Here is a 25508-nt window from a genome sequence, read left to right as displayed (position 1 = left end):
ATAACTCCATAACAGCAATTCTCTCCGAGTAATTAATTCCAGAGGCAGCTGCTAAGAAATGGTCATTTTTATTGACTACAGAATCTGATCTGCCACTCGCGGTGCGTGCTGGCAGACGACACAGGCCTGTACGTCACATTGCCCTCCCTGGCCGTGGGAGCCGAGCATTTCGACATCTATGAAAAGTTCACGCTCAGCCACCCCGAACCCGACCTCTGGGCCATCACCTACAAGGAAGGCCTGTCCCGCCTCTTCCGCCGCGAAGCACCCGAGCAATGGCGCCTGCCGCTGGCCGCGCTCCAGGACCGCGACGGCAACACCGTGCAATTGCATTGGAAATACGCCCTGGGCTCGGACGAACCCGCCACAACGCAGACCTGGAGTGCACGCTACGCCGCAGGCCAGGGTGCGGCCCCCGCCACACAGGGCAAGCCACACACACCCTTTGCCCGCCCCCTGCTCGCCGGCCTGAGCGACACCGCAGGCCGCCGCCTGCACCTGCACTGGAGCGCGCCAGGCACACTGCCGCTGGACGCCTTTGCCGGCGCCCGCCTGACTGCCGTGGTCCTGCATGCCCCGGAGCACGCCCCGCAGACCCTGGCCCAGTACGCCTACGACGCCCAGGGCCAGCTCATCTCCACGCACCACGGCAGCCAGCCCTACCGCCAATACGCCTGGCGCTCCGGCGTGCTGGTGAGCTACCGCAAATCCAGCGGGCATCGCTACTTCGCCCAGTACGACATCGAAGGACCCCAGGGCCGCGTGCTGCGCTCCTGGTGCGCCGACACGCCGGTGCCCGGCCAGGACGACGACCGCTTCACCTACCTGCCCCATGAGCGTGTAACGCGCCACACCGACGGCCTGGGCCGCACCACCGCCTACCACTGGGATGCGCGCTTCAACATCATCGCCACCGTCATCGCGGAAGGCACGCCCGAACAGATCATCGAGCAGACCCCCACCGATGCCACCGGCGCCTCCACAGGCCGCATAGACCCCCTGGGCCGCCGCACCACCCTGCGCCGCGATGCACGCGGCAACCTGGTCCAGATCATCGACGCCATGGGCCATGCCACCACGCTGCAATACAACCCGCTGGACCTGGTCACCACGCTGCGCGACGCCCAGGGCCACGAATGGCATCAGGAATACGACGGCCGCGGCCACCTTGTGCAGGCCACCGACCCCTTGGGCCGCACCACGCGCTACCGCCATGACGCCCGGGGCCGCACCGTGGAAGTCATTGACGCCAAGGGAGGCTCCAAGCGCCTGGCCTGGGATGAGGCCGACCGCCTTGTGGCCTACACCGACTGCTCGGGCCAGACCACGCGCTTCGCCTACGACGCCCTGGGCCAGCCCGTGCTGCGCACCGATGCGCTGGGCCAGCAGACCCGCTACGAATACAACGATGCGGGCCAGCTGATACGTGTCATCGAGCCATCCAGCCCCGCAGCCCCAGGCAGCCAGCCCGCCACCCCGACCCACCTCTACGCCTGGAACGGCGAAGGCCACCTGCTGGCCTACACCGACCCCATGGGCCAGAGCACCCGCTACACCTACGACGGCATGGGCCGCCCGCTCACCCGGATTGACGCCGCAGGCCGCAGCCTCACCTACCACTACGACCAAGCCGGCCGTCTCATCGCCCTGGACAACGAGAACCACGCCCGCACCTACTTCCGCTACGACCTGCGCGACCAGCTCACCGACGAAGTCGGCTTCGACGGCCGCTGGCAGCGCTACATCTACAACGCCGCCGGTGAACTGACCCACGTCATCGAAGCTGGCGGCAGCGACGCCGGGCCCGGCAAGGTCACCTGCTTCGAGCGCGACGCCCTGGGCCGTCTGCTGGCCAAGCGCGCTATGGGCCACACCGGCCCCGTGGAAGAAACCACCTACCGCTACGACGCCCTGGGCCGCCTGACCCAGGCCGGCAACGCCGCCTCCCACCTGGCCTTTGCCTATGACCCCGTGGGCCATTTGCTCAGCGAGACCCAGACCCTGCAGGCTCTGGGCAATGCCACAGGCCAGGCCCGCCAGAAACTGCAGCGCAGCCTCTCGCACGGCTATGACGAACTGGGCAACCGCACCCACATCCGGATGCCGGATGGCCGCACCCTGCACTGGCGTTCTATGGCCCGGGTCATCTGCACCAGATCAACATCGCCCACCCTCAGCTATCGGTCCAGGCGTCAGGTCAGCCCCCCATCAAGCACCAGATGAACCAGCACAGACAGTGCACCCCAATGTCTTCCTGCAGGGCACGCCGTCTACTTTCACAACTAGAGCTATGTCGACAAAGTCATAGGTGATGAACCCGGGCACGGCAATAGCTTGGTTAGCCAAACCAACATCACAAAATCGACCACAGCAAAACCGTCTACGTCAATGGCCGGGCCATCGTGCGCACCGGCGACAAGATTTGGATGAACTGGAAGAAGCCCTGAAGCGCCATGGCCACCAGAAAAACAACGGCCTGCAGCGCAGTCACAAACTGCACAGGTCAAGCCCAACGCCTACCCTTCTCCAGGGCCGATAGGCAACACCTCGGGACTGGTCATCCCCGACACGGCCCCCAACCTCCACGGAGCCACGGCTCCCGCCATCAAGCCCGTGGCCCAGGAAAAAAGCTGGTGGCAGCGCTGAGGCAGCGACGTTGTGCACACAGGTCTGGATGTCGTGGGCCTCATCCCCGGCGTAGGCGAAATTGCCGACGGCGCCAACGCTTTGATCTATCTTGCCGAGGGCGATAAAGTCAACGCTGCCTTGAGCGCGGCAGCCATGATCCCGGGCGCGGGGATGGCGGCCACCGGAGCCAAGTATGGGAAGAAGGCAGCAGCAGCGGCAACAGAGGCCGTAGGCAAGAACGCCGGCCGCGAAGCGGCAGAAGCTGGATCACAAAAAGCAGCCAAAGAGGCTGAAGAAGCTGCGGCAAAGAAGGCAGATGGGCAAGGTGGTGGAAAAGATAAAGGCAAGCCCAAGAAGCACAGGGATTGCGGTAAAAGATCGACCTACAACAAGGCACCTAAAAAACTTGGAGAACTGAATGCGGCTCATGTCCCGTCCGGAGGGGCTCTCAAGCAAGCGGCAAAAGATCTATTGGTCGAAAACGGCATATGGGACAGCCTGTCAGAAAAGCAGCAAATTCGGTTCTCAACGAGTCTACAATAATGCGCCGACCATCACTGTCCCTGAAGATATTCACAAAGAGTGCCGAGCATATGGCAGCAAGAACAAGCCTTTGATTCAGGGGAACTCGAAAGGACTGAAGGACGCTTTCAAACGTGATACAGAAGCCACTAGAAAAGCGATGAAAGGGAAAGACCATGGATACCTTGAAGAGTACATGCAATCAGTGGAAGAGCTAAAGGATTTTGATTTTGACGAATATGTCGAAGACATGGCTTTATCCCATAAAGCCGTGAAGCCAAAATTACCATCAACATAAGGAAATATGATGAATACCGAAAGATTGCTATCCTTCCTGGGCCATAATTCGACAAGTGATGATTTTGAATCATTTCTTCTCGAGAATGACATAAAAAAGATGCCAAAGGGAGATTCAACAACAAGAATAAAAACCAAAGACAAATTGATTTCCATGGAATTTGACCCCACAGATTCATACAAGGAAAAATATCTTTCCCCACCTATTGGGGATGGCTGGTTCACTTTTGAATCATTCGATATCAATAAAGGCTTTGAAAAAGAAAATCCATTCAACCTCGCTTTTGCAATGGACAAATCACAGGTTGAAGAAAAATTGGGAAAATCAGTCAGCAAGAATCAGGAAGACCTTGTCCAAGCGTATCAAAAGGACAACCACATAATTATCATATTCTATAAAAACAAGTGGAAAGGCATAGAAACCATAAGAATAAGAAAGATTAACAAATTCGACGCAAAGAATCTCAACCTTAAATAGAATCTCATATTCTATGGATGGAAAAATTCTCGTTTCATTCATTGGAAAATCTCCCAATGATCCTTCTTTCGATGCTTGGCTTCAGGAGCATCGAATCTTTGAACGACCTCATCTTGCAGAGCAAGACGAAGAATACGAAGAGGATACTGAAGCAGCAGCTATAAATGCAAGAAATAGCTAGATTGAAGAAAACGAGAAGCATAGCATTGCGTTGATCTATGAAAATCAAGACAACTATAATCGAATCTTTAAAGATAACTCCATCCATATGGACGGCGATTTTATTCTCAAACAGGTAGCTTTCTATGCTCAAGGAGTATCTAGCTATCGTGGTTTTCAGGGGACTCTAACTTTTGGCCTTGTTTTTTCAGATACCCAAACCTTAGTACATCAAAAACTAAGCAAACCCATTGCCTCCAGGTTTATTCATAACCTATCCGCCGATCTTTGGGCAACACCAGATTGACACATAAATATAAGCTACGTGCATCTCACTGGAACCATTGCCATAATTCATATCCGCAGACCTAGTATGCCGCCTGCGCTTATACCAGGACCTGCACTTTGAATACGACGTGCGCGGCAACGTCACCCGCCGCACCCGCGGCAACCAAAAGACCGGCACCCAGGAAGTGCTGGACCTAACTTGGAACGCAGACCACCAGCTCGTCGAATCGAACACCACGCGCCACGGCGTCACCCAGGCCACCCGCTACGCCTACGACCCCACGGGCCGATGTGTCGCCAAAAGCGATGCCTTCTGCAGTACCCACTACCTTTGGGATGGCGACCTCATGGTGCACAGCCAGCGAGGTACAAGACAGGCGCTCTATATTTACGAGCCGGGGAGCTTTGTGCCGCTGGCCACCATTCAGGGAGCGGGCGAAGAGCACAGCACCTACTGGTACCAGTGCGACCAGATCGGTCGCCACTGGATCACCGACGAACAGGGCCAAGGGGCCTGGGCCGCACCACGGCCCACTCTTGGACTACTGGTCGTGGCATCTCACTGCGGGACTGAACATCTTAAGAATCAGAGCCGATTGCCTGAATTTCTTTGCTGCCACACGATACCTTTGCAAAAGGCAAATGTATTATTGAAGCCCATACAGTTGGATACATAACCCTTCCATTATGACAATCGATTACCAAAAGATAAGAATTATTTTAAACAAATATTTATTTGGAGAAATATGTCTGAATGTTGAAACATCAGCAACGGTGCCAGAAAGCATAGAAGACCTGGCATCCAAGGGGTTTTCCAGAGAGGGAGATCCGGATGACCATGAATTATTCGAGAAATATTATTCCATAGTGAATAAAAACCAGGGAATCAACTTCAAGATATACACGTTCAAAGGGAAAATATGGAGCAGCGGCCTTGATTTCCATGGATTCAGGTTATCCACCATCCTTAAGATGATTAATAAGCCAGCCAACATGAGATTGTTCCTTGACAACAAAAAATCCGATGGTGCACTCATCATTAATGATCTATGCGTTTGTAGATTTTCATACCACAAGGAAAACCCTCTAGCCCTTACATTTGAAACCAATGCCGCAATAATCGATGATATGAAAAACAGAAAAATCTCCTCCAAGGCTGTTGAAAATGACTTCACTGAAATATCTGCAGTACTGGCGAGAAGGAGTAACAGGAAGCTTAGAAAAATAAAACAAATATTGGTAGCCACGGGCCATATATTGAAATAATTTCCACCAATGGTTCTAAAATCTTTATTTAAGATCCCAGACATGGCATCTACCCATTCATATGAATACGACCCAAATCTTCATACACTCAATCTGGAGACCGCAGAGAAATCCATCCGCTTGCTGGCGACCGCATTCTTTCAACAAGATCTGAAAACCCTTGAAGCCCACTTCGGTATCAGCCCACTGCAAATGGATGAGGCTTTTGAAGCATTGGAAAATCATCTCGGCAAAGACGATTTCACCTCGCTTGCACCTCCTCCAATAGGTAGCCAGCTCGTTCTGGAAAAAGATGAAATTTGTGCCGACGATGAAAATTCCTCAATCAGGGTCTATCGATTGAATTACGGAGGCTGGGGCTACGAGATGGATGTTTTCAGGCAAGACAAGAGGTGCGATCTGACCATGCGTGGCGAACTGCCTGGAGATTTCGGCAAAAATCCGCACAGCATCAAATTTCATCTGTTTGAAGTCATGTGATTTTTGTCCCGACCATGCACACCATCCCTGAACTCGCCAGCCCCCAATCCTGGCAATCCACACTGCCCTCCCGCCGCGCAGAGATTGCCCAAGCCATTCTGGAGGGGCTGCCGCGCGGCTTCGAGTTCGCCAAACCATTCGTCTCTACGGAACCTGCTGAGGGCGCGGCATGGGAGGTTCCTTGCTTTTACGACGCGCAGCATGAGACAACGCTGACCCTGGTCCTGGGCGGCGATTTCACCTACGGCGCAACGGCGCAGCGGTTGGATAAGCTGCGCGATTCGATCCCTGCTGAGGACTGGTCCTTGATTGCGCCAGTGGTTCATGCAGCGCAGGAGGCGGGTCCCGTGTATGTGCCCGCATTTCTGATGGGCCGCTTTCCCACGTTCGAGTGGGTGATTGAAGAGCATGTGGAGCTGTGCGATGGGCTGGAGCGGCCTGATTTCTCCAGCGAGGACGGGCCGTTTCCCGCCTATGTCACGCAAGGGGAAGCGCAGCGCTTTTTGGCCGCCACGGGCTATCGCCTGCCTTGGGACCATGAGTGGGAGTACGTTGCGAAGGCAGGCACGGAGCGGCTGTATGTGTGCGGGGACGCAGTTCCCCAGCGCGATCTGTCCGGGGATGTGTGCCTGACGCAGTTTGGCGATGGTCGGCTCAACCGCGCGGCCGCCAATCCCTGGGGAATGGCGGCGTTGGCGGTGGCCACGTTCACCCGGCTGCAGGCCAGTCCGCACGAGTGGCGCATCCGTGGCGGTGCGGCGGCGTTCTATCCGTTTCAGCATCCCATGCAGCAGGCCATGCTGCTGACGGAGCTTCAGCTGCCGCTGGCCAACATGCCCGGCCAGATGGCGGGTCTGCGTCTGTGCCTAGATGTGCCAGCCATATAAGGGCATATAGGGCCATATGGGCCATATGGGGGAAATCCGTGCACAGCCGTTGTTGTGGCGCTCCTGGCACAACAATGTTCTGGTGGCGTCATTTTTCGGCTTTAGGATGGCGGGCCATGCGCAATTCCCACTCCCTTTGGACGGCGGCAGCCCTGGGCCTGGCAGCCTGTCTCGGCACCAGCCCGGCCCATGCAGCCCGGCCCATGATCACGGATGATGCCCGCATCGTCGATGCCAAGTCCTGCCAGCTGGAAAGCTGGGTCAAGTCCAAGAAGGACAGCACGGAGTTCTGGGCCCAGCCGGCCTGCAATTTCACGGGCAATCTGGAGCTGACGCTGGGCGCGGCACGCACGCGAGAGGACGGCAGCAGCCGGACCACGGATGTGGTGATCCAGGGCAAGACCCTGTTCAAGGAACTGCAGCCCAATGGCTGGGGCTGGGGCCTGGCCGTGGGCAATGCCCGGCATCCGAATGACGAGGGCCAGGGCCGGGGAGACCTGTACGCCTATGTGCCCGTCACGTTCTCGCTGCGCGATGACCGGCTGTTCTTCCACACCAACGTGGGCTGGCTGCGCACGGCGCAGGCGCATCGCAACCTCATGACCTGGGGCCTGGCCACCGAGGCCCAATTGAGCCAGAGCACCTGGCTGATTGCCGAGACATTCGGCCAGAACCAGGGCAAGCCCTTCTACCAGATGGGCCTGCGCTACTGGCTGGTTCCCAATCATGTGCAGGTCGATGCCACCTACGGCAACCGCGCGGGCAGCAGCACGCAGGAGCGGTGGTTTTCCATTGGCTTGCGGCTGCTGTCGTCACCGTTCCTGCCCTGAGCCCTGCCTGGTGGCTGGCGTCGCGCCCGTATGCCTGCAGGCCCGGACGCCATGGAAACCGGTGCCCCGCACCGGCCGGTGCGGGGCGGTGCGGGCCGTGCAGGACCGCAGTGCCTATTTGTTGGGCTTGGCTGCAGGGCCGGCCGGGATGGCGGCGACGCCATCAGGCTTGACGTAGGTGACCGAGGTCACGTAGTGCACGCCGTCGTATTTTTCTGCACCGTTCGGGCCGGTGCGCTCGCCGCCGCTGCGCTCGTCGTGCGTGGCTTCGGCCACGTAGGTGCCCTTCCAGGGCATGTCGAACTGCACCAGGCCCTGCTCGTCGGCATGGGCTTCCTTGCTCCAGCCCGATTGCACGGTCAGCACGACCTTGGCCTTGGGCAGCGGCTGGCCCTTGTAGATGACCTTGAACTCGCCGGCCTTGCCCGAGGGCACGACATCCAGCGTGAGGCGCGGGGCCTGGGCGGCAAAGCCGGTGATCAGGCGCGCGGCCGGGTGGTACCAGTTGCGCAGTTCCTGCTCGCCCTTCTTGCTGGTGTACAGCGGGTAGCCGGCATCCTCGGCCACGATGCTGTCGCCCTGGCCGGCCTTGAAGGGCAGCGCAAAGCCAGTGCCGGTCTTGCGGCCATCGGCCGCCTTCTCGCCCTGGGCAGACACCAGGGTGGCCACGGGCTTGCCGAACTTGTCGAGCAGGCCCGGCGATGTCTCGCGCAGGTTGTCGCCAAACTCGCCAAAGCGGATTACGGCGGTTTCGCCGGCAGGTTGCTCCAGCCAGATCTGGTGGGCTTGGCTGGCGCCGCTGGCGGCCAGGAGTGCGGAGACAAGAATCCAGTGTTTCTTCATTGCAGCTTCCTCAAAGGACAAAAAAACAGCCATCGGCGCCATAACGGGCCGACGGCATGAACGTGCTTGGGAGTGGGGTGCGGCCGCATGTCGCCGCATTGATTATTGAATGCGAATGGTTTGCATTCTATGCGCATTGCACACCGCTCCGGCGCAGTTCACCAGGTGGCTGCAATGGGGTCCGGCCCAGCGTTCAGGCGGCATCCTCGATGCGCACCGGCTCGCCCGTGAAGGCCAGCGCCTCGGCGGACTGCTCCCAAGGGCTCCGGTCAGCCGCCCTGGCCAGGCGCAGCACAAAGCCCTCGCCCTCCGCGTGCGTGGTGCTGGCCGCGGGCGGCAGCGGCAGGCCCATGCGCTCATGCGCCTGGGCCACCAGGGTGCGGGCGTAGATTTCCGCAGCCATGCTGCGCAGGCGCGGCTTGTAGACCTTGCCCACGTTGGTGGTGGGCAGCGCATCGATGATGCGCACATAGCGCGGGCGCGCGGGCGCTTCGTCCACGCCGGCTGCGGCAAAGGCCAGCAGTTCGGTCTCATCGGCCTGGGCGCCGGGCTGGAGCGCGACAAAGGCCACAGGCACCTCGCCCGCATAGGCATCGGGCGCGCCCACGGCGGCGCAGGCCTTGACGGCGGCATGGCGCTCCAGCGCCTGCTCTATCACTTGCGGATCGATGTTATGGCCGCTGCGGATGATCACGTCCTTGGAACGCCCGCGCAGCCGCAGCAGGCCATCTTCGCCGACCGAGCCCAGGTCCCCCGTGATCAGCCAGCCGTCATCGGTGAGGTAGCTGGACGGCGCGATGCCGCCCAGGTAGCCGGAAAACAGGTTGGGCGACTGGAACACCACCATGCCGGTTTCGCCGGCCGCCGCTTCCTGGCCCGATGGCCTGCCGTCCGGCTCCATGCGGCGCACGGCCAGGCGCGCAAACGGCAGGCGCAGGCCCACATGGCCGGCCGCCGCGTGCAGGCCGGGCGGCGTGATGGTGGAGATGCCCGTCATCTCGGTCATGCCCAGGCTCTCGTGCACATGAAAACCGCTGTGCGCCTTGAAGCGCGCCGCCACCTCGGGCGACAGCGGCGCGGCGCCCGTGCGGAAGTAGCGGATGGAGGACACATCGGCCCGCTGCAGCGGCACCTCCACCAGCGCGGCCAGCACCGTGGGCACGGCCGACATCAGCGTGGGCTTCCACTGTGCCGCCATGTGCCAGAAGCCGGCAATCACGGCCTTGTTGCGAAACAGCCCCGTGGTCGGAATGATGACGTGGGCCCCGGCCGAGAAGCAGGCCAGCGAGCCCGGCAGCACGCCCGCCACATGGAACAGCGGGTAGCCGTTGATGGTGCGGTCGGCCGTGTTCAAGCCCTGCATCTGCACGCTGGCCCAGGCGGTGTAGACCTGGGCGCCATGCGTCTGCACGGCGATCTTGGGCGCACCCGTGGTGCCCCCGGTATGGAAGTAGGCCGCCACGTCGCCGGCCTGGGGCTGGCGCCCGCTCACCAACCGGTCGGAGGGCTGGGCGGCCAGGGCGGCGTTCAGATCGCTGGCGGGCCAGCGCTGTCCATCCCCCTGGGGAACCCGGCCTTCATGCGAGACCCAGAGCACATGCGCCAGGTCCGCATCCAGCGCCGTGACTTTCTCGCGGATGCCGGCATCGTCCTCGTCCGCCCAGGCGATCAGAAAGCGCGCGCCCGTGGTCCGCATCAGGGCAGAGATCTTCTCGGCACTCAGCAAAGGATTGATGGGCTGCACGATGCCCGCCGCCTCGCCGCCCCACAGCGCAAAGTGGTACTCCATGCAGCCGGGCAGCAGGATGGCCACCGTGTCGCTGGCACCCATGCCCAGCGCATGCAGGGCGTTGGCCGTCTGGTGAATCTTGCCCAGCAGTTCGGCATAGCTCAGGTGCCGGGCGTCATCCACGCTGCCGGCCTGGGGTAGAAAGCTCAGCGCCCTGCCCTGGCCGTGCTCACGCGCGGAGTTGCAAAAGAGGTCGTAGACCGTTTGCGCCGTGATCAGCCCGGCCATGGGCTGGCTTTCGATGGCCTCCACATCGGCCAGGGAACGCACAGCCCGCAGGGGCCGGAACATGGATTGCACAGGGATAGGACTCATGGCCATGGATTCACTCCGCACCCAGGCCGTTGGTGCGCACCACCTCGCCCCAGCGCGTGTAGTCGCTGCGGATCAGGCCCTCGGTGTCCTGGGGGTTGAGGTAGGCGGCCGTCACGCCGATTTTCTCGAAACGGTCGCGCACCTCGTCGGTGGCCAGCAGCTGGCGCGAGGTGGCGCTGAGCTTGTCGATGATGGCGCGCGGTGTGTCCTTGGGTGCCACCAGGCCGCCCCAGGACGATGCCTCATAGCCGCCAAAGCCCTGCTCGGCCATGGTCTGCACGCCGTCCAGCGCCTTCACGCGCTGCGGCGTGCCCACCGCCAGCGCCCTCAGCCGCCCGCTGCGGATATGGGGCAGCGCAGACACCATGTCCGCATAGATCACCGGCACCACGCCGCCCAGCGTGTCGTTCATGGCAGGCGCACTGCCCTTGTAGGCCACGTGCTGCATGGTGTGCAGCTTGGCGGATTTCATCAGTTCCATGCTCAGGTGGCCCGAGCTGCCCGCGCCGGAGCTGGTGTAGTCCAGCGTGGCGGGCTGCGCCTTGGCGTACTGGAACAGCGATTTGAGGTCCGTCACCTTGGGCAAGGACTGCGCATTGACCGCAATCACATTGGGCAAGTCATAGATCTTGGTGACCGAGGCGAAATCCGTGGCCGGGTGGAACTTGACGTTCTTGAAGAAATGCGGCGCCATGATGGTGGGCGTGACCATCATCATCAGCGTATAGCCGTCAGGCGCTGCCGTGCGGAACTGGCCTGCCGCCACCGCGCCCGATGCGCCGGGCTTGTTCTCTATCACCACGGGCTGGCCCAGCTGGCGCGCCAGCGCCTCGGCGTAGACGCGCGCCGCGCCATCGGTGGGCCCGCCCGGCGGGAAGGGAACGACCAGGCGAATCGGCCTGTCGGGCCAGGCGCCGGTATCGGTATTGGCCTGCGCCGCGCCGCACAGCGATGCGAACGCAGCCACGCCGATGGCGCCCAGCGCCATGCCCTTGGCCAACGCCTGTCTTTTTGTGATGTCTGCCATCTTGTCTCCTTGAATGTTTATGTGTTCTGGCTGGCCCATTCTGCCCAGCGCACCCTCTTTGACAATGGCGGCGGCGGTTGACATCATGTCAAACAATATTGACACCCCCTTGGACCGCAACGCATGGATCTCCTGGCATTCAACATCCTTGTCCAGATCATCGAACACGGAAACCTGAGCCAGGCGGCAAAGTTCTTGAACATGTCGCGGGCCAACGTGAGCTACCACCTGGCCCGGCTGGAGAAGTCCCTGGGCGCATCGCTGCTGCGCAGAACGCCCCAGGGCGTGGAGGCCACCGAGGTCGGACAGCGCATCTACCGCCATGCGCGCAACATCCTCAACGAGACCGAGCTGGTGCGCGAGCTGGCCCAAAGCAGCACGGACGACATCTCGGGAAAGATCGGGCTGAGCGTGCCCACCGGCTACGGCCACCTGGTCATGGCGCCGTGGCTGATCGAGTTCAAGCGCGCCCATCCGCAGGTGGTGCTGGACATCCGCCTGGAAAACTTCATCGACAACCTGCTCAAGGACAGCGTGGACATCGCGATCCGCGTCATGTCCGACCCGCCGCCCATGCTGGTGGCGCGCGACATGGGGCCGGTGCGCTACAGCCTGTGCGCCTCCAGCGACTGGCTGCGCAGCCACCGCCTGCCGGAGACCCCGTCCGAGCTGTCGCGCACGCCGCTCATCACATCGGGCGGCGAAAGCGGCAAGGTGCGCCTGCAGATTGCGCGGAACGGCCAGCCGCTGGAGGAGCTGGACATCACGCCCACGCTGATGTCGCGCAGCTACCCTTTCCTGTGCGACTGCATCACCGGCGGCCTGGGCGTGGGGCTGGTGCCCGACTACATGGTGCGCCGCCAGGTGGAAGATGGCCGCGTCGTGCTGGCCATGCAGGACTACGAATTCAGCATCAACCAGGGCCGCATGTTCATGCTGTACATGCCCAACCGCTTCCAGTCCGGCGCCGCCCGGGCCTTGATCGACTTTCTGAGCGACAGGATGGGCCTTGCGCGCGTCATCCGGCCGGGTCACTTGCCCGACGGCACAGGCGTTGCGACCGCCGGAATGACGCTGGAACAAAGTTTGTAGACGACTGGTCGGTTTTTGCGTTAGACTTCGATCCCATGAAGAAACCCGCACAGGAAACACGCCAGCACATCCTTGATGTGGCCAAGGCGTTGATGACCCAGAAAGGCTACACGGCCGTCGGCCTGGCCGAGGTCGTCGCGGCCGCGGGCGTGCCCAAGGGCTCCTTCTACTACTACTTCAAGTCCAAGGAAGAGTTCGGCCAGGCCCTGCTGCAGGAGTACTTCGACGAGTACCTGGCCAAGATCGATGCGCTCATGGAGACGCCCGATCCGGCCATCTCCCGGCTGATGACCTACTTCCGCCATTGGACACAGAAACAATGCTCGGCCCATGCAGGAGGCCAGTGCCTGGTGGTCAAGCTGGGCCCCGAGGTCTGCGACCTGTCCGACGACATGCGCTCGGTGCTGCGCACCGGCACCGACGCCATCATCACCCGCCTGACCGACTGCGTGCGCGCAGGCCAGGCCGACGGCTCCATCACCTCCACCATGGATGCCCCCACGCTGGCCGAATCGCTGTACCAGCTGTGGCTGGGTGCCTCCCTGCTGTCCAAGCTGGGCCGGCATGAGGAGCCCTTTGCCGCAGCCCTTGTTTCCACGAAGCGGCTGCTGGGCTGAGCAGGCCTGGACGCTGCTTTTTATTTGTCTTTTTTGTAGACGACTGGTCAACTTCAAACCTTTCACCCTTCGCCCATCCCTCCTCCTTTTTGTTCAACCACCACCACTGCACACCATGACCGACCACAGCCTTCACACCGATCTGTTCTCCCCCACCCAACTGGGCGGCCTGTCGCTCGCCAACCGCTTCGTCATGGCCCCGCTGACCCGCAGCCGCGCCGGTGACGACGGCGTGCCCACCGAACTGCACGCCACCTACTACGCCCAGCGTGCCAGCGCAGGCCTGTTGATCAGCGAAGCCGTCAACATCTCGGCCCAGGGCCGCGGCTACAACCTGACCCCCGGCATCTGGACCGAGGAACAGGTCGCCGGCTGGAAGAAGGTCACCGACGCCGTACATGCGGCCGGCGGCAAGATCGTGGCCCAGCTGTGGCACGTGGGCCGCTACTCGCACGTGGACCTGCAGCCCGGTGGCGTGGCCCCTGTCGCCCCCTCTGCCATCAAGGCCGAAGGCGTCACCTTCACGCCCAACGGCGTGGCCGAGGTGTCCATGCCCCGCGCCCTGGAAACCAGCGAAATCCCCGGCATCGTCGAGCAATACCGCCATGCGGCCGAATGCGCCAAGCGTGCAGGCTTTGACGGCGTGGAAGTGCACTCGGCCAACGGCTACCTGCTCGACCAGTTCCTGCGCGACTCCACCAACCACCGCAGCGACGCCTATGGCGGCAGCATCGAAAACCGCGCCCGCCTGACGCTGGAAGTCACCGACACCGTGGCCAAGGTCTGGGGCGCCGACCGCGTGGGCATCCGCCTGTCGCCCGTCACGCCCAACGCCGGCAACACGCCGCTGGACAGCGATGTGATGGCCCTCTACGGCTACCTCATCCCCCAGCTCAACCGCTTCGGCCTGGCCTACCTGCACGTCGTGGAAGGCGCCACCGGCGGCTCGCGCGAACTGCCGCCGGGCGTGGACCTGGACGCGCTGCGCAAGCTCTTTGACGGCGCCTACATGGGCAACAACGGCTATGACCTGGAACTGGCCATGGACCGCCGCGCCAAGGGCCTGATCGACACCGTGGCCATCGGCCGCCCCTTCATCGCCAACCCCGACCTGGTGGCCCGCCTGCGCCATGGCAAGGAACTGGCCGTGGCCCCGCACGAGGCCTACTACGGCGGCGGTGCCCAGGGCTACACGGACTGGCCAGTGGCCGCCTGAGCCGGCCATCCGCCCCACGATCTGCGGCACACTGGCTGACTTGCGTCCCCATCGAATGACCAAGCGAAAGACCAAGCCATGCAACTGCTGATCGTGGGCGCCACGGGGCTGGTGGGCAGCCAGGTGCTGCAACAGGCCCTGGCCGACAGCCGCATCACCCGTGTCGTGGCCCCGGTACGCCGGGCGCTGCCGGCGCATCCCAGGCTGCTCGCCCCCATCGTCGATTTCGAGCACCTGCCCGAAGGCGCCGACTGGTGGCGGGCCGATGCCCTGGTCTGCACCCTGGGCACCACCATCAAGAAAGCCGGCAGCCAGCCGGCTTTTCAGCGCGTGGACCATGACTACCCGCTGCTGGCCGCACAGCTGGCGCGGCGCCACGGCACGCCCACCTATGTGCTGAACTCGGCCATGGGCGCCGACGCCGGCTCGCGCATCTTCTACAACCGCGTCAAGGGCGAACTCGAGCGTGACCTGCAGGCGCAAGGCTTTGCCTCCCTCACCTTCGTGCGCCCCGGCCTGATCAGCGGCCCGCGCACCGAGCACCGGGCGGGCGAGCGCGCCATGGTCGGCGTTCTTGGCGCCCTGGGCCCGCTGCTGCCCCGGCGCTGGCGGCTCAACCCCGCACACCGCATCGCCCATGCCTTGATAGAGGCAGCTGTCAACGCCAGGCCCGGTGTCCATATCGTGGGTTCCGAGGCGCTGGCCGAATGAGCCCGGCGCCTGCACGCGCAAAAACAGAACCCTTCAGGAACCATTGCATGAACCCGCATATTGCCCCGGTCGATCTCGCCAAGTCCTACCGACTGATCAACCACGGCCCCACCGTCCTGGTCTCGGCACGCCACGGCGGCATGGACAACGTCATGGCCGCAGCCTGGTGCTGCGCGCTGGACTTTGCGCCCCCGAAGCTCACCGTGGTGCTGGACAAGGCCACGGCCACGCGCGCCCTGGTCGAGCACAGCGGCATGTTCGTGATCCAGGTGCCCACGGCCGCCCAGTTGCAGCTCACGCACCAGGTCGGCACGCGCACCCTTTCCACCGATGCCGGCAAGCTCGCCATCAGCGGCGTTCAACTGTTCGGCATGGAAGGGTTCGACCTGCCCTTTGTGGACGGCTGCGCCGGCTGGCTGGCCTGCAGGCTGATCCCCGAGCCCCACAACCAGCAGACCTACGACCTGTTCATCGGCGAGATCGTGGGCGCCTGGTCCGACACCCGCGTATTCCGGGACGGCCATTGGCACTTCGAGAACGCCGACCCCGCGCTGCGCAGCCTGCACTACGTGGCGGGTGGGCAGTTTTATGCGATTGGGCAGGCGTTGAACGTGCAGGACGGATCGCCCTGAAACTCGCCAATGGCGGCATGACTGTATTGCACAATCCAGCCATGCTCTCGGCCACTGCCTCTTCCCTTGCATCTTCCCTTGCCTCTTCGCGCGCAGTCCCCACGCGCGAAACCTATTCCGAGTTGCAGCAGGCCTACGAGCACTTCAACCAGCGCCTGTTCGACGATGCCCTGCCCCATTGCCTGATCACGCTGCAGCGCGAGAAACGCACCTGCGGTTACTTCTCTGCGGCGCGCTTTGCGTCGCTGGATGGCAGCACCACGGACGAGATTGCGCTCAACCCCGCCTACTTCGCGGCCGTGCCCATCATCGAGACGCTGCAGACCCTGGTGCATGAGATGACGCACCTGTGGCAGCACCACTTCGGCAAGCCGGGCCGCGCGCGGTATCACAACGAGGAATGGGCGGACAAGCTGGAATCGCTGGGCCTCATGCCCTCGTCCACGGGCCGGCCGGGCGGCCGGCGCACGGGCGACATGATGGCCGACTACGCCATGGCAGGCGGCCCCTTCCTCGCGGCCTGCGAGCAGTTGCTGACCACGCGCTTCCAACTGAGCTGGTACGACCGCTTCCCGGCCATCGAGCATGTGGTCACGGGCCAGTGGAGCATGGCCACGCAGCTCCAGGGCATGCAGGGCACCCAGCCGCCCATGTCATCCGTGCCCGCCCTGGCCGAAGCCGTACGGCCCGTGGGCACCTCGGTGGCGGTGCCGGGCTCCACCACAGGCGAGACCACCGTGCAGCCCTTCAACAAGTCCCTGCGCGTCAAGTACCGGTGCGGCGGTTGCGCGGCGCCCGTCAATGTCTGGGGCAAGCCGGGGCTGAACCTGATCTGCGGGGAATGCCAGCAAAGCTTCGCCGCGCAATAGCTGGCACACCTTGCCTGGCAGGGCATTTGTATCGCAGGTGTATACCGGCCGAGACCATACAAAACCGCACGCAAGGCCGCGATGGCCCGGCATGCCGTCGCCACAATCGCACCAGCCTCTAGCTTTCCACCCACGATCCAAGGAATCTCCATGTCCTCATGGCTAACAAGCACACTACCCCGGCAAGATCCGCACCACAGGCGAACGCGATGGCACCGCGCGCAGCGATGATGGCCGCCTGGCAGTGGCGATCCAGTTGCCGCTGGAGATCTTCATTCCTGCACTATCGATATGCGCGGAGCCCAACGTCGTTTCTTCGAACTTTCCGCGCCTTCGTAGCATCGGCATTGCCGGCTGTCGGCTGATTCCATGCCACTGCAGGCATCGATGCAGAGCGCTGCGGCTGAGCTTGGGGGCGATCTCCAGGAACTGCCTCATGAGGTCGCCCAGCGATAGATGCACTTGCTTGCGCAGCGCAATTGCCAGGTGGGTGCAGCAGCCCGGGCGCCCTTCAATGGCGAACGCGATCGAATCCTATGGGCGTGCCATTTTTGTCCCGCACCTGGACCGCAAATCCCTTGTGGGGATAGTAGGTGAACCCCATGGATTGGTAGGTGGAAAAGGCCGGCACGGCACGGTTCTCGACAGATGCATCAAAGTTGAAGATGAACTGGCTGGTCGGCGATCCCAGGAACCGGAGGTAGCAGCGCACGATTCCGGGATACTCCGAGTCGCCAGGCTCACGTTGATAGTAGTGGCAGCTCGCGCTGTCGCCTTTGGCAAACTCCCCTTCCACCCGACTCAGCTCGAACATCAGATTTCCTTCACCCATGGCCTGGAAAGCCCAGAGTCCCAAAAGCGCCTCCGGGTTGGCCGCGCCATAACCGAACTGGAATTTCTCGATGGCCACCCAGTCTTCCCCAGGAAACTTGATCTGGCCCCGCAAAGGGGATTGAAAGGCGAGCTGGACCTCGCCCACATCGGCCACTTCCCGCCCGGTCAGGGCAGGGCCCCCAAAATAGCGGCCTCCCGCATAACGCTTGAGCCGGGCCTTGACATCGGGACTGGCCGTGGTTCCGACACCCATTCGGAGGTCGTACGTCATCTTCCCCACAGCCAAGTGAAAACTGGGGCTTCCATTGCTTTCATAGTTGTAGACCTGCATGACAAAGTTGCCATTTTGGACATCGATGGCCATTCCGCGTCCAGGCTTGCCGTTGAGCTCCTGGCTGACGATCCAGGTGCCAGGCTCTGGCACATAAAAGTGCATGCCGGAATCGCGCATTTCGCTAAAGCGGATTCCCTGGAACCTTTGGTGCAACATCCTGTGGCTCACATCAGCGGCGGCGTCGTAGCTGGCGTATTTGCTGCCACGCAGCCTGGTGCGCGTCTGTGGCGAGGCCGCTCGTGTAACAAAACCTTCAAGGCCGTGCACAGACTTGCGGATTTCAAAGACGGCGCGCTGCTGCTCGGGTGCGCCGCGCTCGAAGGTGACGTTGCACCGCACCCATCCGCCGGAGCCCATGGAGGTACAAGGATTGGAGGTGGCCAGAGAGCTTTCATACCAGGGGGAGGACGCCAGCAGCAGAGACTCCACGTCCCCGTTCGCAGGATCGCGGTACATGTCAATATGCCATGCCGATGTGGGTCGATCGGCCTCATCGAACTCCATGGCCACCCAGCTCTCGCGGAAATCGGGCTTGAGCAAAAACCCATCGGCCACTCCATCGAACCGGAAGCGGGACATGGCCACCTCCGGCTCGCCGGGAAACTGGATAAAGCCCGAGGTGGAGCTTTCGAACCGGATACGCACCTCGCCGGCCACCTCATCCTCCCGGCCTACGCGTTCGCCGCTACCAAAAAAGCGGCCACCACGATATTGAACCAGCCGGCCCTGGAATTGCACTCCATTGAGAGGACCGGAGGCTAGGTGGAACGTGGGCTGGCCTGCGCGGTTGTAGTTATAGACCTGCATGACCAGATGCTGGTTCTGCACGTCAATGGCCATGCCTCGGCCCGGCAGGCCATTGACCTCGGAGTCCACGATCCAGGTGCCGCTTTGGATGAAAATGGGGGTCGCAAAGCCGTTAGTGGCACAGGCGCACAAAAGTACGAAGCCATAAAATGCCTGTTTCAAAAAATTCATGATGATTCTTTTATGGCCTAAATCTGCCCATTAAATTTTGGCAGCTGGTGCCTTTGTCCACCAAATGGTGGGTTGACCGGAAGTCCGCCAAATCCAGGCATCGCAGATGACTTTAGATGCCCTGATTTTCTCAATGGAGAATACTGTCAAATCCTATGGGAGTACGATTTTTATCGAAAACCTGCACAGCAAATCCTTTCTCTGGGAAATGAGTTTTTCCATAAGATCTTTGATACGAGAATGCGGGAACTGCCCGGTACTCGGGTGAAAAATCAAAAGTGAAAATTTGCTGAAAATCTTCATTTTGATAATTCGTCACACAACGAACGGTTCCACGATATTCTAAAATTTTCTCATCGGGGTCATCAAAATGGCACATCACACTTTGACCTAAGGCATATTTTCCTTCAACCTTGAACAATTCCAGCCACCATCTTTGGTCCAACACATTTTGCAAAGCCCATATCCCGAGAAGCGCCTGCGGATTTTTTTCTCCATAGCCAAACTGAAATTTTTCCATATCCTTCCAAGACTCCCCAGGAAATTTCACCCGACCCTTCAGAGGCGACAGAAAGACCATTTGTACTTCGCCCACATCGGCGTCCTCATGACCGCTCATGCCATCACTACCAAAGTAACGCCCACCGGCGTAGCGTTTCAGCCGAGTCGTGACATCCATAGTGCCGGTCCCAGATGATGGATTATCGGAAACCTTGCCAACCCCCAGATGGAAACTGGGGTCACCATTTTCTTCATAGTTGTAGACCTGCATGACAATTACTCCGTTTTGCCAGTCCAGCGCCATTCCACGCCCAGGCTTGCCGTTGAGTTCGCTGCTAACGATCCAAGTGCCGGGCTCCGGCACATAGGTGTACTTGCCATGCAGATTCTTTGTATGTACCAGCCGATGGTCTACAGAATTAGCGTCATCGTAGAAATGATATTTATTCCCGCGCAGCTTTCTGATCAAATTTGGCAATGCAGTGCGGGTAATGAAACCCTCCAGTCCATTCACGGATCTTCTGATTTCAAATACCGCAGGCCTTTGCCAAGACTCTCCCTGCTCGAACATGACATCGCACCGTATCCAGCCGTCCTTCTTCAGGGTACAAGGGTTGACGGTGGACATGGATTTTTCGATCACCGGGGCGGATGCCACTGTCAGCGACAGTTTTTTATCAGGACCGGCGCCCTGCCTCAGTTCCAAATGCCATGCGGCATACGGGCTACCCTGTTCGTCGTACTCCATGGCCAGCCAACCCTCTAACGAGCCCGGTTTCAGAGCAAATCCCTCGGGCTCGGCGTCGAAACGAAAGCGAGACATGGCCACCTCCGGCTCGCCGGGAAACTGGATAAAGCCCGAGGTGGAGCTTTCGAACCGGATACGCACCTCGCCGGCCACCTCATCCTCCCAGCCTACGCGTTCACCGCTGCCAAAGAACCGGCCTCCCCGGTACTGGCTCAGGGGGCCCTTGAATTGCAGACCATTGAGCGGACCGGAAGCCAGATGGAACGTGGGCCGACCCGCGCGGTTGTAGTTGTAGACCTGCATGACCAAGTGCTGGTTTTGCACGTCGATAGCCATGCCCCTGCCCGGCAGGCCATTGAGCTCGGAATCCACAATCCAGGTACCGCTTTGAATGAAAAGCGGTGTCGCAAAGCCGTTGCCGGCACAGGCGCACAAGAGCAAAAGGCCATAAAAGGCCCGTTTCAGGAAGCACATAAAGAGGTTTGTTGCGTGTCGGTCAGTACGCCCGCCCATTGGAGCGCGGTAAATGTAACACCGCTTTCAAACCACCTCCTTCGCGGTTGGCCAGCACAATGCGCCCGCCGTGCGCCTTGGCAACGGCATCGGCAATGGACAGGCCCAGGCCAAACCCGCCAGAGCCCGCGTTGCGCGAGGCCTCCAGGCGGTAGAACGGCTCCAGCACCTGGGCCAGTTGCTCCTGGGCAATGCCCGGCCCCCGGTCCAGCACGTCGATGCGCAGCAAATCGTCGCTGTCGCTGATGCGCAGTTCGGCGTCGCGGCCATAGCGCAGCGCGTTCTCCAGCAGGTTCTGCAGGCAGCGGCGCAGGCTGTGGGGATAGCAATCGAGCGGGCCCAGGGCGCGGCCCGTGATGGGGATGTGCACTCCATGCGCCTCGCCCAGGTCCTGGGCCACGCCCTGTACCAGGGCGTTGATGTCCAGCGCCTGGTGCTCGCCGCGCGCGTCGGCGCCGGTGAGCATGTCCAGCGTGGCGGTGACCATGGCTTCCATCTCCTGCAGATCGCGGCGGAATTTGTCGCGCAGGGCTTCGGGCTCCAGCATTTCCGAGCGCAGGCGCAGCCGCGTGATGGGCGTGCGCAGGTCGTGCGAGACGGCTGCAAAGAAACGCGTGCGCTCGGCCACGCCATCGGCGATGCGCTGCTGCATGGCATTGAAGGCCTGGGCCGCCTGGCGCACCTCGCGCGGGCCGTCCAGCGGCAGGGGCGGGCTTTTGAGGTCCTTGCCCAGCGCGTCGGCCGCGCTGGCCATGCGCGCCAGCGGGCGCATGGCCAGGCGCACGGCCAGCAGGGCCACCACCACGACCACGATGATGCGCAGCAGGTAGATGCGCAGCACATAGTCGGCCAACGCCCAATAGGGCCTGACGGGGTAGCCAGCCTCGCCCTCCACCGCCTGCACCTGCAGCCACTGGCCGTTGCCCAGGCCCAGCAGCATGCGCACATGGGCTTCGGGCTCATGGGCAGTGAGCAGGGTCTCTGCGCCGCCATGCAGCTCCAGCGCCAGCAGGTGAAAAGGCACGACAGCGCCCACGCGCCGCGCCAGCACATCGGCCAGCAACTCGCCGGCCATGACGTCGGCTGCATCGGCAGCGTCGGTCTGCTGGCGGTCCATGAGGTGCCGCGCCTGGGCGCCGTCCAGCAGGGCCAGCTGGTAGCCCTGCGTGCTCAGCGTGCCCACGGCGGCGGCGCGCGCCTCGGGCGGCAGCGAGGACAGCAGCAGCAGCGAATCAGCGGCGCGCGCGCCCAGCAGGCGCAACGGCACTTCCAGGAGCTGGCTGCGCCGGCTTTCCCACCAGATGGTGCCCGTGAGCGCCTGGGCGGCCAGCATGCCGGCCACCAGGATAAGGGCCACGCGCCCCGACAGCGTCTGCGGCCACAGGCGTCGCAGCAGCGCGCCGGTCTGTGCCCAAGCCATCACGATGCCTGCGGCACCACATCGCAGGTCAGCACGTAGCCGGCGTTGCGCACGGTGCGGATCAGGCTGGCCTGGCGCGCGGGGTCTTCCAGGTGCTGGCGCAGTCGGCTGACGCAGACGTCGATGGCGCGGTCCTGGGCCTGGCGCTCGCGACCGAACACATGGTCGGCCAGGTAGTCGCGGCTCAGCGTGCGGTGCGGGTTGCTGGCCAGGGCGCAGAGCACGCGGTAGTCGGACTGGGCCAGCGGCACCAGCACGGCCTGGGGCGAGCGCAGCTCGCGCGCGCGCATGTCCAGCGTCCAGCCGGCAAAGCGCAGCACGGGCAGATGCTCCGGCTCGCTGGCCGGCGCCGGTGCCTGGGCCACGCGGCGCAGCACCACCTTGATGCGCGCCAGCAGCTCGCGCGGATCGAAGGGCTTGGGCAGGTAGTCGTCGGCCCCCATCTCCAGGCCCAGGATGCGGTCCAGCAAGGCGCCGCGCGCCGTGAGCATGACCACGGGGATGTGGGTGCGTTCGCGCAGGCTGCGGCACAGGGCCAGGCCGTCGGTGCCGGGCAGCATCAGGTCCAGCACGATGAGGTCGGCCGCATGCCGGCCCAGCCAGTCCCACATGGCCTGGCCGTCACCCACGGCGGCCGGGCGCATGCCCGAGGCGCGCAGGTAGTCGCACAGCAGCTCGCGGATGTCGGGATCGTCGTCCACCACCAGGATGCGCGGACCCTGGGCGGCCGGGGATGCGGCGGCTGGTGCGCTCATGGATTGCATTGGCGCACGGCGTTTTGTAATGGAATGTTGTGGCGGCAGCCTGTGCAATGGAGCATTGCATTTGCCCGGCGGTCGCTGCCCTGTCTGCGCTGTCGCGTCACTAGAGTCCTGCTCGTCAATAAGAACGATTTTCATTCTAGTGATTCGTCGCCATGTCTTCTCAGCACTCCAACAGTTTCCCTCCGGCCCTGTCCACCAGCCTTGCGCTGACGCTGGGCGCCTTCTCCACCCTGGCCGTGGCCCAGACTGCGGCCGCTCCGGCATCGCCCCTGGGCACGGTCGAGGTCCGCTCCACGCGTGAGGCGCCTGCCTACCAGCCCGCCGCCGTGCAGTCGCCCAAGCTCACCCAGCCGCTGCGCGACACGCCGCAAAGCATCAACGTGGTGCCGGCCGAGCTGATCCGCGAGCAAAACGCCCAGAGCCTGCAGGAGGTGCTGCAGAACGTGCCCGGCATCACCTTCACCTCGGGCGAGGGCAATCTGGGCTGGGGAGATTTCTTCACCATCCGGGGCTTCTCGGCCGAGCAGGCCATCACCATCGACGGCGTGCGCGACGGCGGCATGGCCAGCCGCACCGACACCTTCAACCTGGAGCAGGCCGAGGTCTACAAGGGCACAGGCTCGGTGGAGTCTGGCGTGTCCGCCGTGGGCGGCAGCGTCAACCTGGTCAGCAAGGAAGCCAGGCGCGACACGTTCTACAACAGCTCGGTGGGCGTGGGCAGCGATGGCTACCGCCGCGCCACGGCCGACCTGAACCGCAGCGTGGGCGAGACCGGCGCCGTGCGCCTGAACCTCATGAAGCATCAGAACGACGTGGCCGGCCGCAACGTGGTGGACTATGACCGCTACGGCGTGGCAGCCTCGTTCGCCCACGGCCTGGGCACTTCCACGCGCACCGTGGTCAACGTCTTCCACCAGGTGGACGACAACATGCCCGATGGCGGCCTGCCCATTCAGCGCGGCACGGGCGGCCAGTTGATGCCGGGCGTGCCGCGCAATGCCTGGTACGGCGCCTCCAACCTCTACACCCAGCAGTCGCGCACGGATATGGCGACGGCCCGCGTGGAGCATGACCTCTCGCCCACGACCACGGTGCGCAACCAGTTCCGCTACGAGCGCTCGGACAACTGGAGCGTGCTGGCGCCCGCGCGCTTCAACAGCGGCAGCAGCAAGAACTCGCTGGGCTATGTGGGCCTGGGCGGGCTGGTGACGGCGCCGGGCGGCATCCTGTCCTATGGCGACTACGGCCTGGTGGACACCACGGGCGCCAATGCCTCGCTGCGCCTGGCCTCGGTGTCCGTGTCCAAGCGCTACACCATCGCCAACAACCAGACCGATGTGCGCACCAGTTTCGAGACGGCAGGTTTCAAGCACGACCTCACGGCAGGGCTGGAGCTGTACCGCGAGACCTATGGCGACCGCGAGCGCAGCATGGACCTGCCCACCGGGACGCTGGGCTTCGACATGGCCGACCCGGCCACCATCTTCCCGGGCACGCCCACGGTGGTGGGCGCGGGCAGCGCGCGCGCCACGGTGCAGAACGCGGGCGTGTATGTGAACGACACCATCACCTTCTCGCCGCGCTGGCAGGCCCAGACGGCGCTGCGCTACGACCGCTGGCAGGCGAACAACGGCGGCGCCAGCCGCACGGACGGCGCGCTCAGCGGCCGCCTGGGCCTGGTCTACAAGCCGGCCAGCGAGGGCTCCATCTATGTCTCCTACAGCCGCGCGGCCCAGCCCTCGGCCATGGGCGTGACCACGAACAACGGCGTCTACGGCACGGCCGCCCAGCTGGCCTATGCGCCGGCCCTGTCACGAACCTGGGAGGCAGGCAGCAAGTGGGACGTGCTGGGCGGGCGCCTGTCGCTGACCGGCGCCGTGTTCCGCACCGAGCTGAGCGAATCGTGGGAGTACAGCCCCGACAGCGTCTCGCCCGTGCGCGCCCTGCCCGCCAAGCGGGTGCAGGGTTTCGAGCTGGGCGCCCAGAGCGAGATCACGCCGCGCTGGTCGGTGTACGCCGGCCTGTCCCACTTGAAGAGCCGCCTCACCAAGGGCGCGAACGAAGGTGCCGAGGCCAGGAACGTGCCCGACTGGAGCGGCAGCGTCTGGACCTCCTTCCTGGTCACGCCCGCCGTCACCCTGAGCTGGGGCGCGCAGTACGTGGGCGAGCGCCGCTATACGGACAACGTCATGGTGGGCGGCCAGAACAATACGTCCAGCACCGTCAACGGTCCCAACGGCGTGCACCCCATCTATGTGGCCGACCACGAGAAAGCGCCCAGCTACTTCGTGCAGAACCTGGCGCTGAGCTGGCGCATCAACCGCCAGCTCACGGCCCGCTTCAACATCAACAACCTCACCAACCGCTTCTACTGGAGCCGCATCGGCGCCTCGCTGGACGGCTTCCAGCTCTACGGCGTGCCGGGCGCGGGCCGCACCTACACGGCGGGCCTGGACCTGTCCTTCTGAGC

General features: G+C 62.6%; 23 protein-coding genes. 16 read left to right on the top strand and 7 right to left on the bottom strand.

Annotated features, from left to right (window positions below):
- Positions 1-105 precede the first annotated feature (105 nt).
- The 9 genes from AAN986_RS13220 to AAN986_RS13180 all read left to right on the top strand — a co-directional run bounded on the left by AAN986_RS13220 (position 106) and on the right by AAN986_RS13180 (position 7835).
- Positions 106-2223, top strand: coding sequence for an RHS repeat protein (locus AAN986_RS13220; protein ID WP_052862779.1), 2118 nt, complete (start codon positions 106-108; stop codon positions 2221-2223).
- A 456-nt stretch (positions 2224-2679) separates the two neighbouring features.
- On the top strand, positions 2680-3171 hold the full coding sequence (locus AAN986_RS13215) for a hypothetical protein (protein ID WP_349335709.1): 492 nt from the start codon (positions 2680-2682) through the stop codon (positions 3169-3171).
- A gap of 286 nt (positions 3172-3457) precedes the next feature.
- On the top strand, positions 3458-3925 hold the full coding sequence (locus AAN986_RS13210; RefSeq protein ID WP_156180108.1) for a hypothetical protein: 468 nt from the start codon (positions 3458-3460) through the stop codon (positions 3923-3925).
- A gap of 211 nt (positions 3926-4136) precedes the next feature.
- Positions 4137-4391 carry a hypothetical protein gene (locus AAN986_RS13205; protein WP_156136077.1) on the top strand — a complete coding sequence of 85 codons (255 nt, stop codon included), beginning with the start codon at positions 4137-4139 and terminating at the stop codon, positions 4389-4391.
- 109 nt (positions 4392-4500) lie between these two features.
- A complete protein-coding gene (locus AAN986_RS13200; RefSeq protein WP_349335708.1) occupies positions 4501-5049 on the top strand; it encodes a hypothetical protein in 549 nt (182 codons plus the stop codon).
- 10 nt (positions 5050-5059) lie between these two features.
- Positions 5060-5638, top strand: a complete 579-nt coding sequence (locus tag AAN986_RS13195; RefSeq protein ID WP_156180104.1) for a hypothetical protein — start codon at positions 5060-5062, stop codon at positions 5636-5638.
- Positions 5639-5680: 42 nt separating this feature from the next.
- Positions 5681-6118 (top strand): hypothetical protein, encoded by a 438-nt coding sequence (locus AAN986_RS13190; protein WP_047219801.1) that lies wholly within the window; start codon positions 5681-5683, stop codon positions 6116-6118.
- 14 nt (positions 6119-6132) lie between these two features.
- Positions 6133-7005, top strand: coding sequence for a hypothetical protein (locus AAN986_RS13185; RefSeq protein WP_047219800.1), 873 nt, complete (start codon positions 6133-6135; stop codon positions 7003-7005).
- A 116-nt stretch (positions 7006-7121) separates the two neighbouring features.
- The gene (locus AAN986_RS13180) at positions 7122-7835 is read left to right on the top strand and encodes a hypothetical protein (RefSeq protein WP_017405129.1); all 714 of its coding nucleotides are present in this window, start codon (positions 7122-7124) and stop codon (positions 7833-7835) included.
- 114 nt (positions 7836-7949) lie between these two features.
- Here the strand turns inward: AAN986_RS13180 and AAN986_RS13175 are convergent, their stop codons facing one another.
- From AAN986_RS13175 to AAN986_RS13165, 3 genes are all read right to left on the bottom strand, one after another.
- Positions 7950-8678, bottom strand: coding sequence for a DUF4198 domain-containing protein (locus AAN986_RS13175; protein ID WP_046239311.1), 729 nt, complete (start codon positions 8676-8678; stop codon positions 7950-7952).
- A gap of 193 nt (positions 8679-8871) precedes the next feature.
- Positions 8872-10782, bottom strand: coding sequence for an AMP-binding protein (locus AAN986_RS13170; protein WP_349335707.1), 1911 nt, complete (start codon positions 10780-10782; stop codon positions 8872-8874).
- A 10-nt stretch (positions 10783-10792) separates the two neighbouring features.
- Positions 10793-11809: a tripartite tricarboxylate transporter substrate binding protein gene (locus AAN986_RS13165; protein WP_047219796.1), complete on the bottom strand. Its 1017-nt coding sequence runs from the start codon at positions 11807-11809 to the stop codon at positions 10793-10795.
- 123 nt (positions 11810-11932) lie between these two features.
- Here AAN986_RS13165 and AAN986_RS13160 point away from each other — a divergent pair, with 123 nt between their 5' ends.
- From AAN986_RS13160 to AAN986_RS13135, 6 genes are all read left to right on the top strand, one after another.
- Entirely contained in the window at positions 11933-12901 is a 969-nt protein-coding gene (locus AAN986_RS13160) for a LysR family transcriptional regulator (protein WP_047219795.1), read from the top strand.
- A gap of 35 nt (positions 12902-12936) precedes the next feature.
- A complete protein-coding gene (locus tag AAN986_RS13155) occupies positions 12937-13518 on the top strand; it encodes a TetR/AcrR family transcriptional regulator (protein ID WP_016447017.1) in 582 nt (193 codons plus the stop codon).
- A 115-nt stretch (positions 13519-13633) separates the two neighbouring features.
- The gene (locus tag AAN986_RS13150; protein WP_047219794.1) at positions 13634-14734 is read left to right on the top strand and encodes an alkene reductase; all 1101 of its coding nucleotides are present in this window, start codon (positions 13634-13636) and stop codon (positions 14732-14734) included.
- Between the two features lie 78 nt (positions 14735-14812).
- Positions 14813-15445 (top strand): NAD-dependent dehydratase, encoded by a 633-nt coding sequence (locus AAN986_RS13145; RefSeq protein WP_047219793.1) that lies wholly within the window; start codon positions 14813-14815, stop codon positions 15443-15445.
- 47 nt (positions 15446-15492) lie between these two features.
- Positions 15493-16077, top strand: coding sequence for a flavin reductase family protein (locus tag AAN986_RS13140; RefSeq protein WP_047219792.1), 585 nt, complete (start codon positions 15493-15495; stop codon positions 16075-16077).
- 41 nt (positions 16078-16118) lie between these two features.
- The gene (locus AAN986_RS13135) at positions 16119-16946 is read left to right on the top strand and encodes a SprT-like domain-containing protein (protein WP_047219791.1); all 828 of its coding nucleotides are present in this window, start codon (positions 16119-16121) and stop codon (positions 16944-16946) included.
- 511 nt (positions 16947-17457) lie between these two features.
- On the opposite strand, the gene AAN986_RS13130 is transcribed toward AAN986_RS13135, so the two are convergent.
- The 4 genes from AAN986_RS13130 to AAN986_RS13115 form a co-directional block, all read right to left on the bottom strand.
- A complete protein-coding gene (locus tag AAN986_RS13130) occupies positions 17458-19092 on the bottom strand; it encodes a hypothetical protein (RefSeq protein WP_034367077.1) in 1635 nt (544 codons plus the stop codon).
- A 130-nt stretch (positions 19093-19222) separates the two neighbouring features.
- A complete protein-coding gene (locus tag AAN986_RS13125; RefSeq protein WP_034367101.1) occupies positions 19223-20815 on the bottom strand; it encodes a hypothetical protein in 1593 nt (530 codons plus the stop codon).
- A 22-nt stretch (positions 20816-20837) separates the two neighbouring features.
- Positions 20838-22274 carry an ATP-binding protein gene (locus tag AAN986_RS13120; protein WP_047219736.1) on the bottom strand — a complete coding sequence of 479 codons (1437 nt, stop codon included), beginning with the start codon at positions 22272-22274 and terminating at the stop codon, positions 20838-20840.
- Entirely contained in the window at positions 22274-23038 is a 765-nt protein-coding gene (locus AAN986_RS13115; RefSeq protein WP_013802320.1) for a response regulator, read from the bottom strand. Before AAN986_RS13115 ends, AAN986_RS13120 begins: the two co-directional genes overlap by 1 nt.
- A 152-nt stretch (positions 23039-23190) precedes the next feature.
- Here AAN986_RS13115 and AAN986_RS13110 point away from each other — a divergent pair, with 152 nt between their 5' ends.
- The gene (locus AAN986_RS13110; RefSeq protein WP_047219737.1) at positions 23191-25506 is read left to right on the top strand and encodes a TonB-dependent siderophore receptor; all 2316 of its coding nucleotides are present in this window, start codon (positions 23191-23193) and stop codon (positions 25504-25506) included.
- Positions 25507-25508 lie beyond the last annotated feature (2 nt).

The organism is Delftia sp. DS1230 (genome assembly GCF_040112715.1).
GTDB lineage: Bacteria > Pseudomonadota > Gammaproteobacteria > Burkholderiales > Burkholderiaceae_C > Comamonas > Comamonas tsuruhatensis.
This window is presented reverse-complemented; position numbering and strand designations above follow the sequence as displayed.

Bases quoted from the DNA above. Each gene is read 5' to 3' on its own strand.
- AAN986_RS13110 (WP_047219737.1), top strand. From the start codon at position 23,191: ATGTCTTCTCAGCACTCCAACAGTTTCCCTCCGGCCCTGTCCACCAGC.
- AAN986_RS13160 (WP_047219795.1), top strand. From the start codon at position 11,933: ATGGATCTCCTGGCATTCAACATCCTTGTCCAGATCATCGAACACGGA.
- AAN986_RS13180 (WP_017405129.1), top strand. From the start codon at position 7,122: ATGCGCAATTCCCACTCCCTTTGGACGGCGGCAGCCCTGGGCCTGGCA.
- AAN986_RS13170 (WP_349335707.1), bottom strand. From the start codon at position 10,782: ATGAGTCCTATCCCTGTGCAATCCATGTTCCGGCCCCTGCGGGCTGTG.
- AAN986_RS13140 (WP_047219792.1), top strand. From the start codon at position 15,493: ATGAACCCGCATATTGCCCCGGTCGATCTCGCCAAGTCCTACCGACTG.
- AAN986_RS13130 (WP_034367077.1), bottom strand. From the start codon at position 19,092: ATGAATTTTTTGAAACAGGCATTTTATGGCTTCGTACTTTTGTGCGCC.
- AAN986_RS13145 (WP_047219793.1), top strand. From the start codon at position 14,813: ATGCAACTGCTGATCGTGGGCGCCACGGGGCTGGTGGGCAGCCAGGTG.
- AAN986_RS13190 (WP_047219801.1), top strand. From the start codon at position 5,681: ATGGCATCTACCCATTCATATGAATACGACCCAAATCTTCATACACTC.
- AAN986_RS13195 (WP_156180104.1), top strand. From the start codon at position 5,060: ATGACAATCGATTACCAAAAGATAAGAATTATTTTAAACAAATATTTA.
- AAN986_RS13120 (WP_047219736.1), bottom strand. From the start codon at position 22,274: ATGGCTTGGGCACAGACCGGCGCGCTGCTGCGACGCCTGTGGCCGCAG.
- AAN986_RS13155 (WP_016447017.1), top strand. From the start codon at position 12,937: ATGAAGAAACCCGCACAGGAAACACGCCAGCACATCCTTGATGTGGCC.
- AAN986_RS13135 (WP_047219791.1), top strand. From the start codon at position 16,119: ATGCTCTCGGCCACTGCCTCTTCCCTTGCATCTTCCCTTGCCTCTTCG.
- AAN986_RS13175 (WP_046239311.1), bottom strand. From the start codon at position 8,678: ATGAAGAAACACTGGATTCTTGTCTCCGCACTCCTGGCCGCCAGCGGC.
- AAN986_RS13150 (WP_047219794.1), top strand. From the start codon at position 13,634: ATGACCGACCACAGCCTTCACACCGATCTGTTCTCCCCCACCCAACTG.
- AAN986_RS13165 (WP_047219796.1), bottom strand. From the start codon at position 11,809: ATGGCAGACATCACAAAAAGACAGGCGTTGGCCAAGGGCATGGCGCTG.
- AAN986_RS13115 (WP_013802320.1), bottom strand. From the start codon at position 23,038: ATGCAATCCATGAGCGCACCAGCCGCCGCATCCCCGGCCGCCCAGGGT.
- AAN986_RS13125 (WP_034367101.1), bottom strand. From the start codon at position 20,815: ATGTGCTTCCTGAAACGGGCCTTTTATGGCCTTTTGCTCTTGTGCGCC.
- AAN986_RS13210 (WP_156180108.1), top strand. From the start codon at position 3,458: ATGAATACCGAAAGATTGCTATCCTTCCTGGGCCATAATTCGACAAGT.
- AAN986_RS13185 (WP_047219800.1), top strand. From the start codon at position 6,133: ATGCACACCATCCCTGAACTCGCCAGCCCCCAATCCTGGCAATCCACA.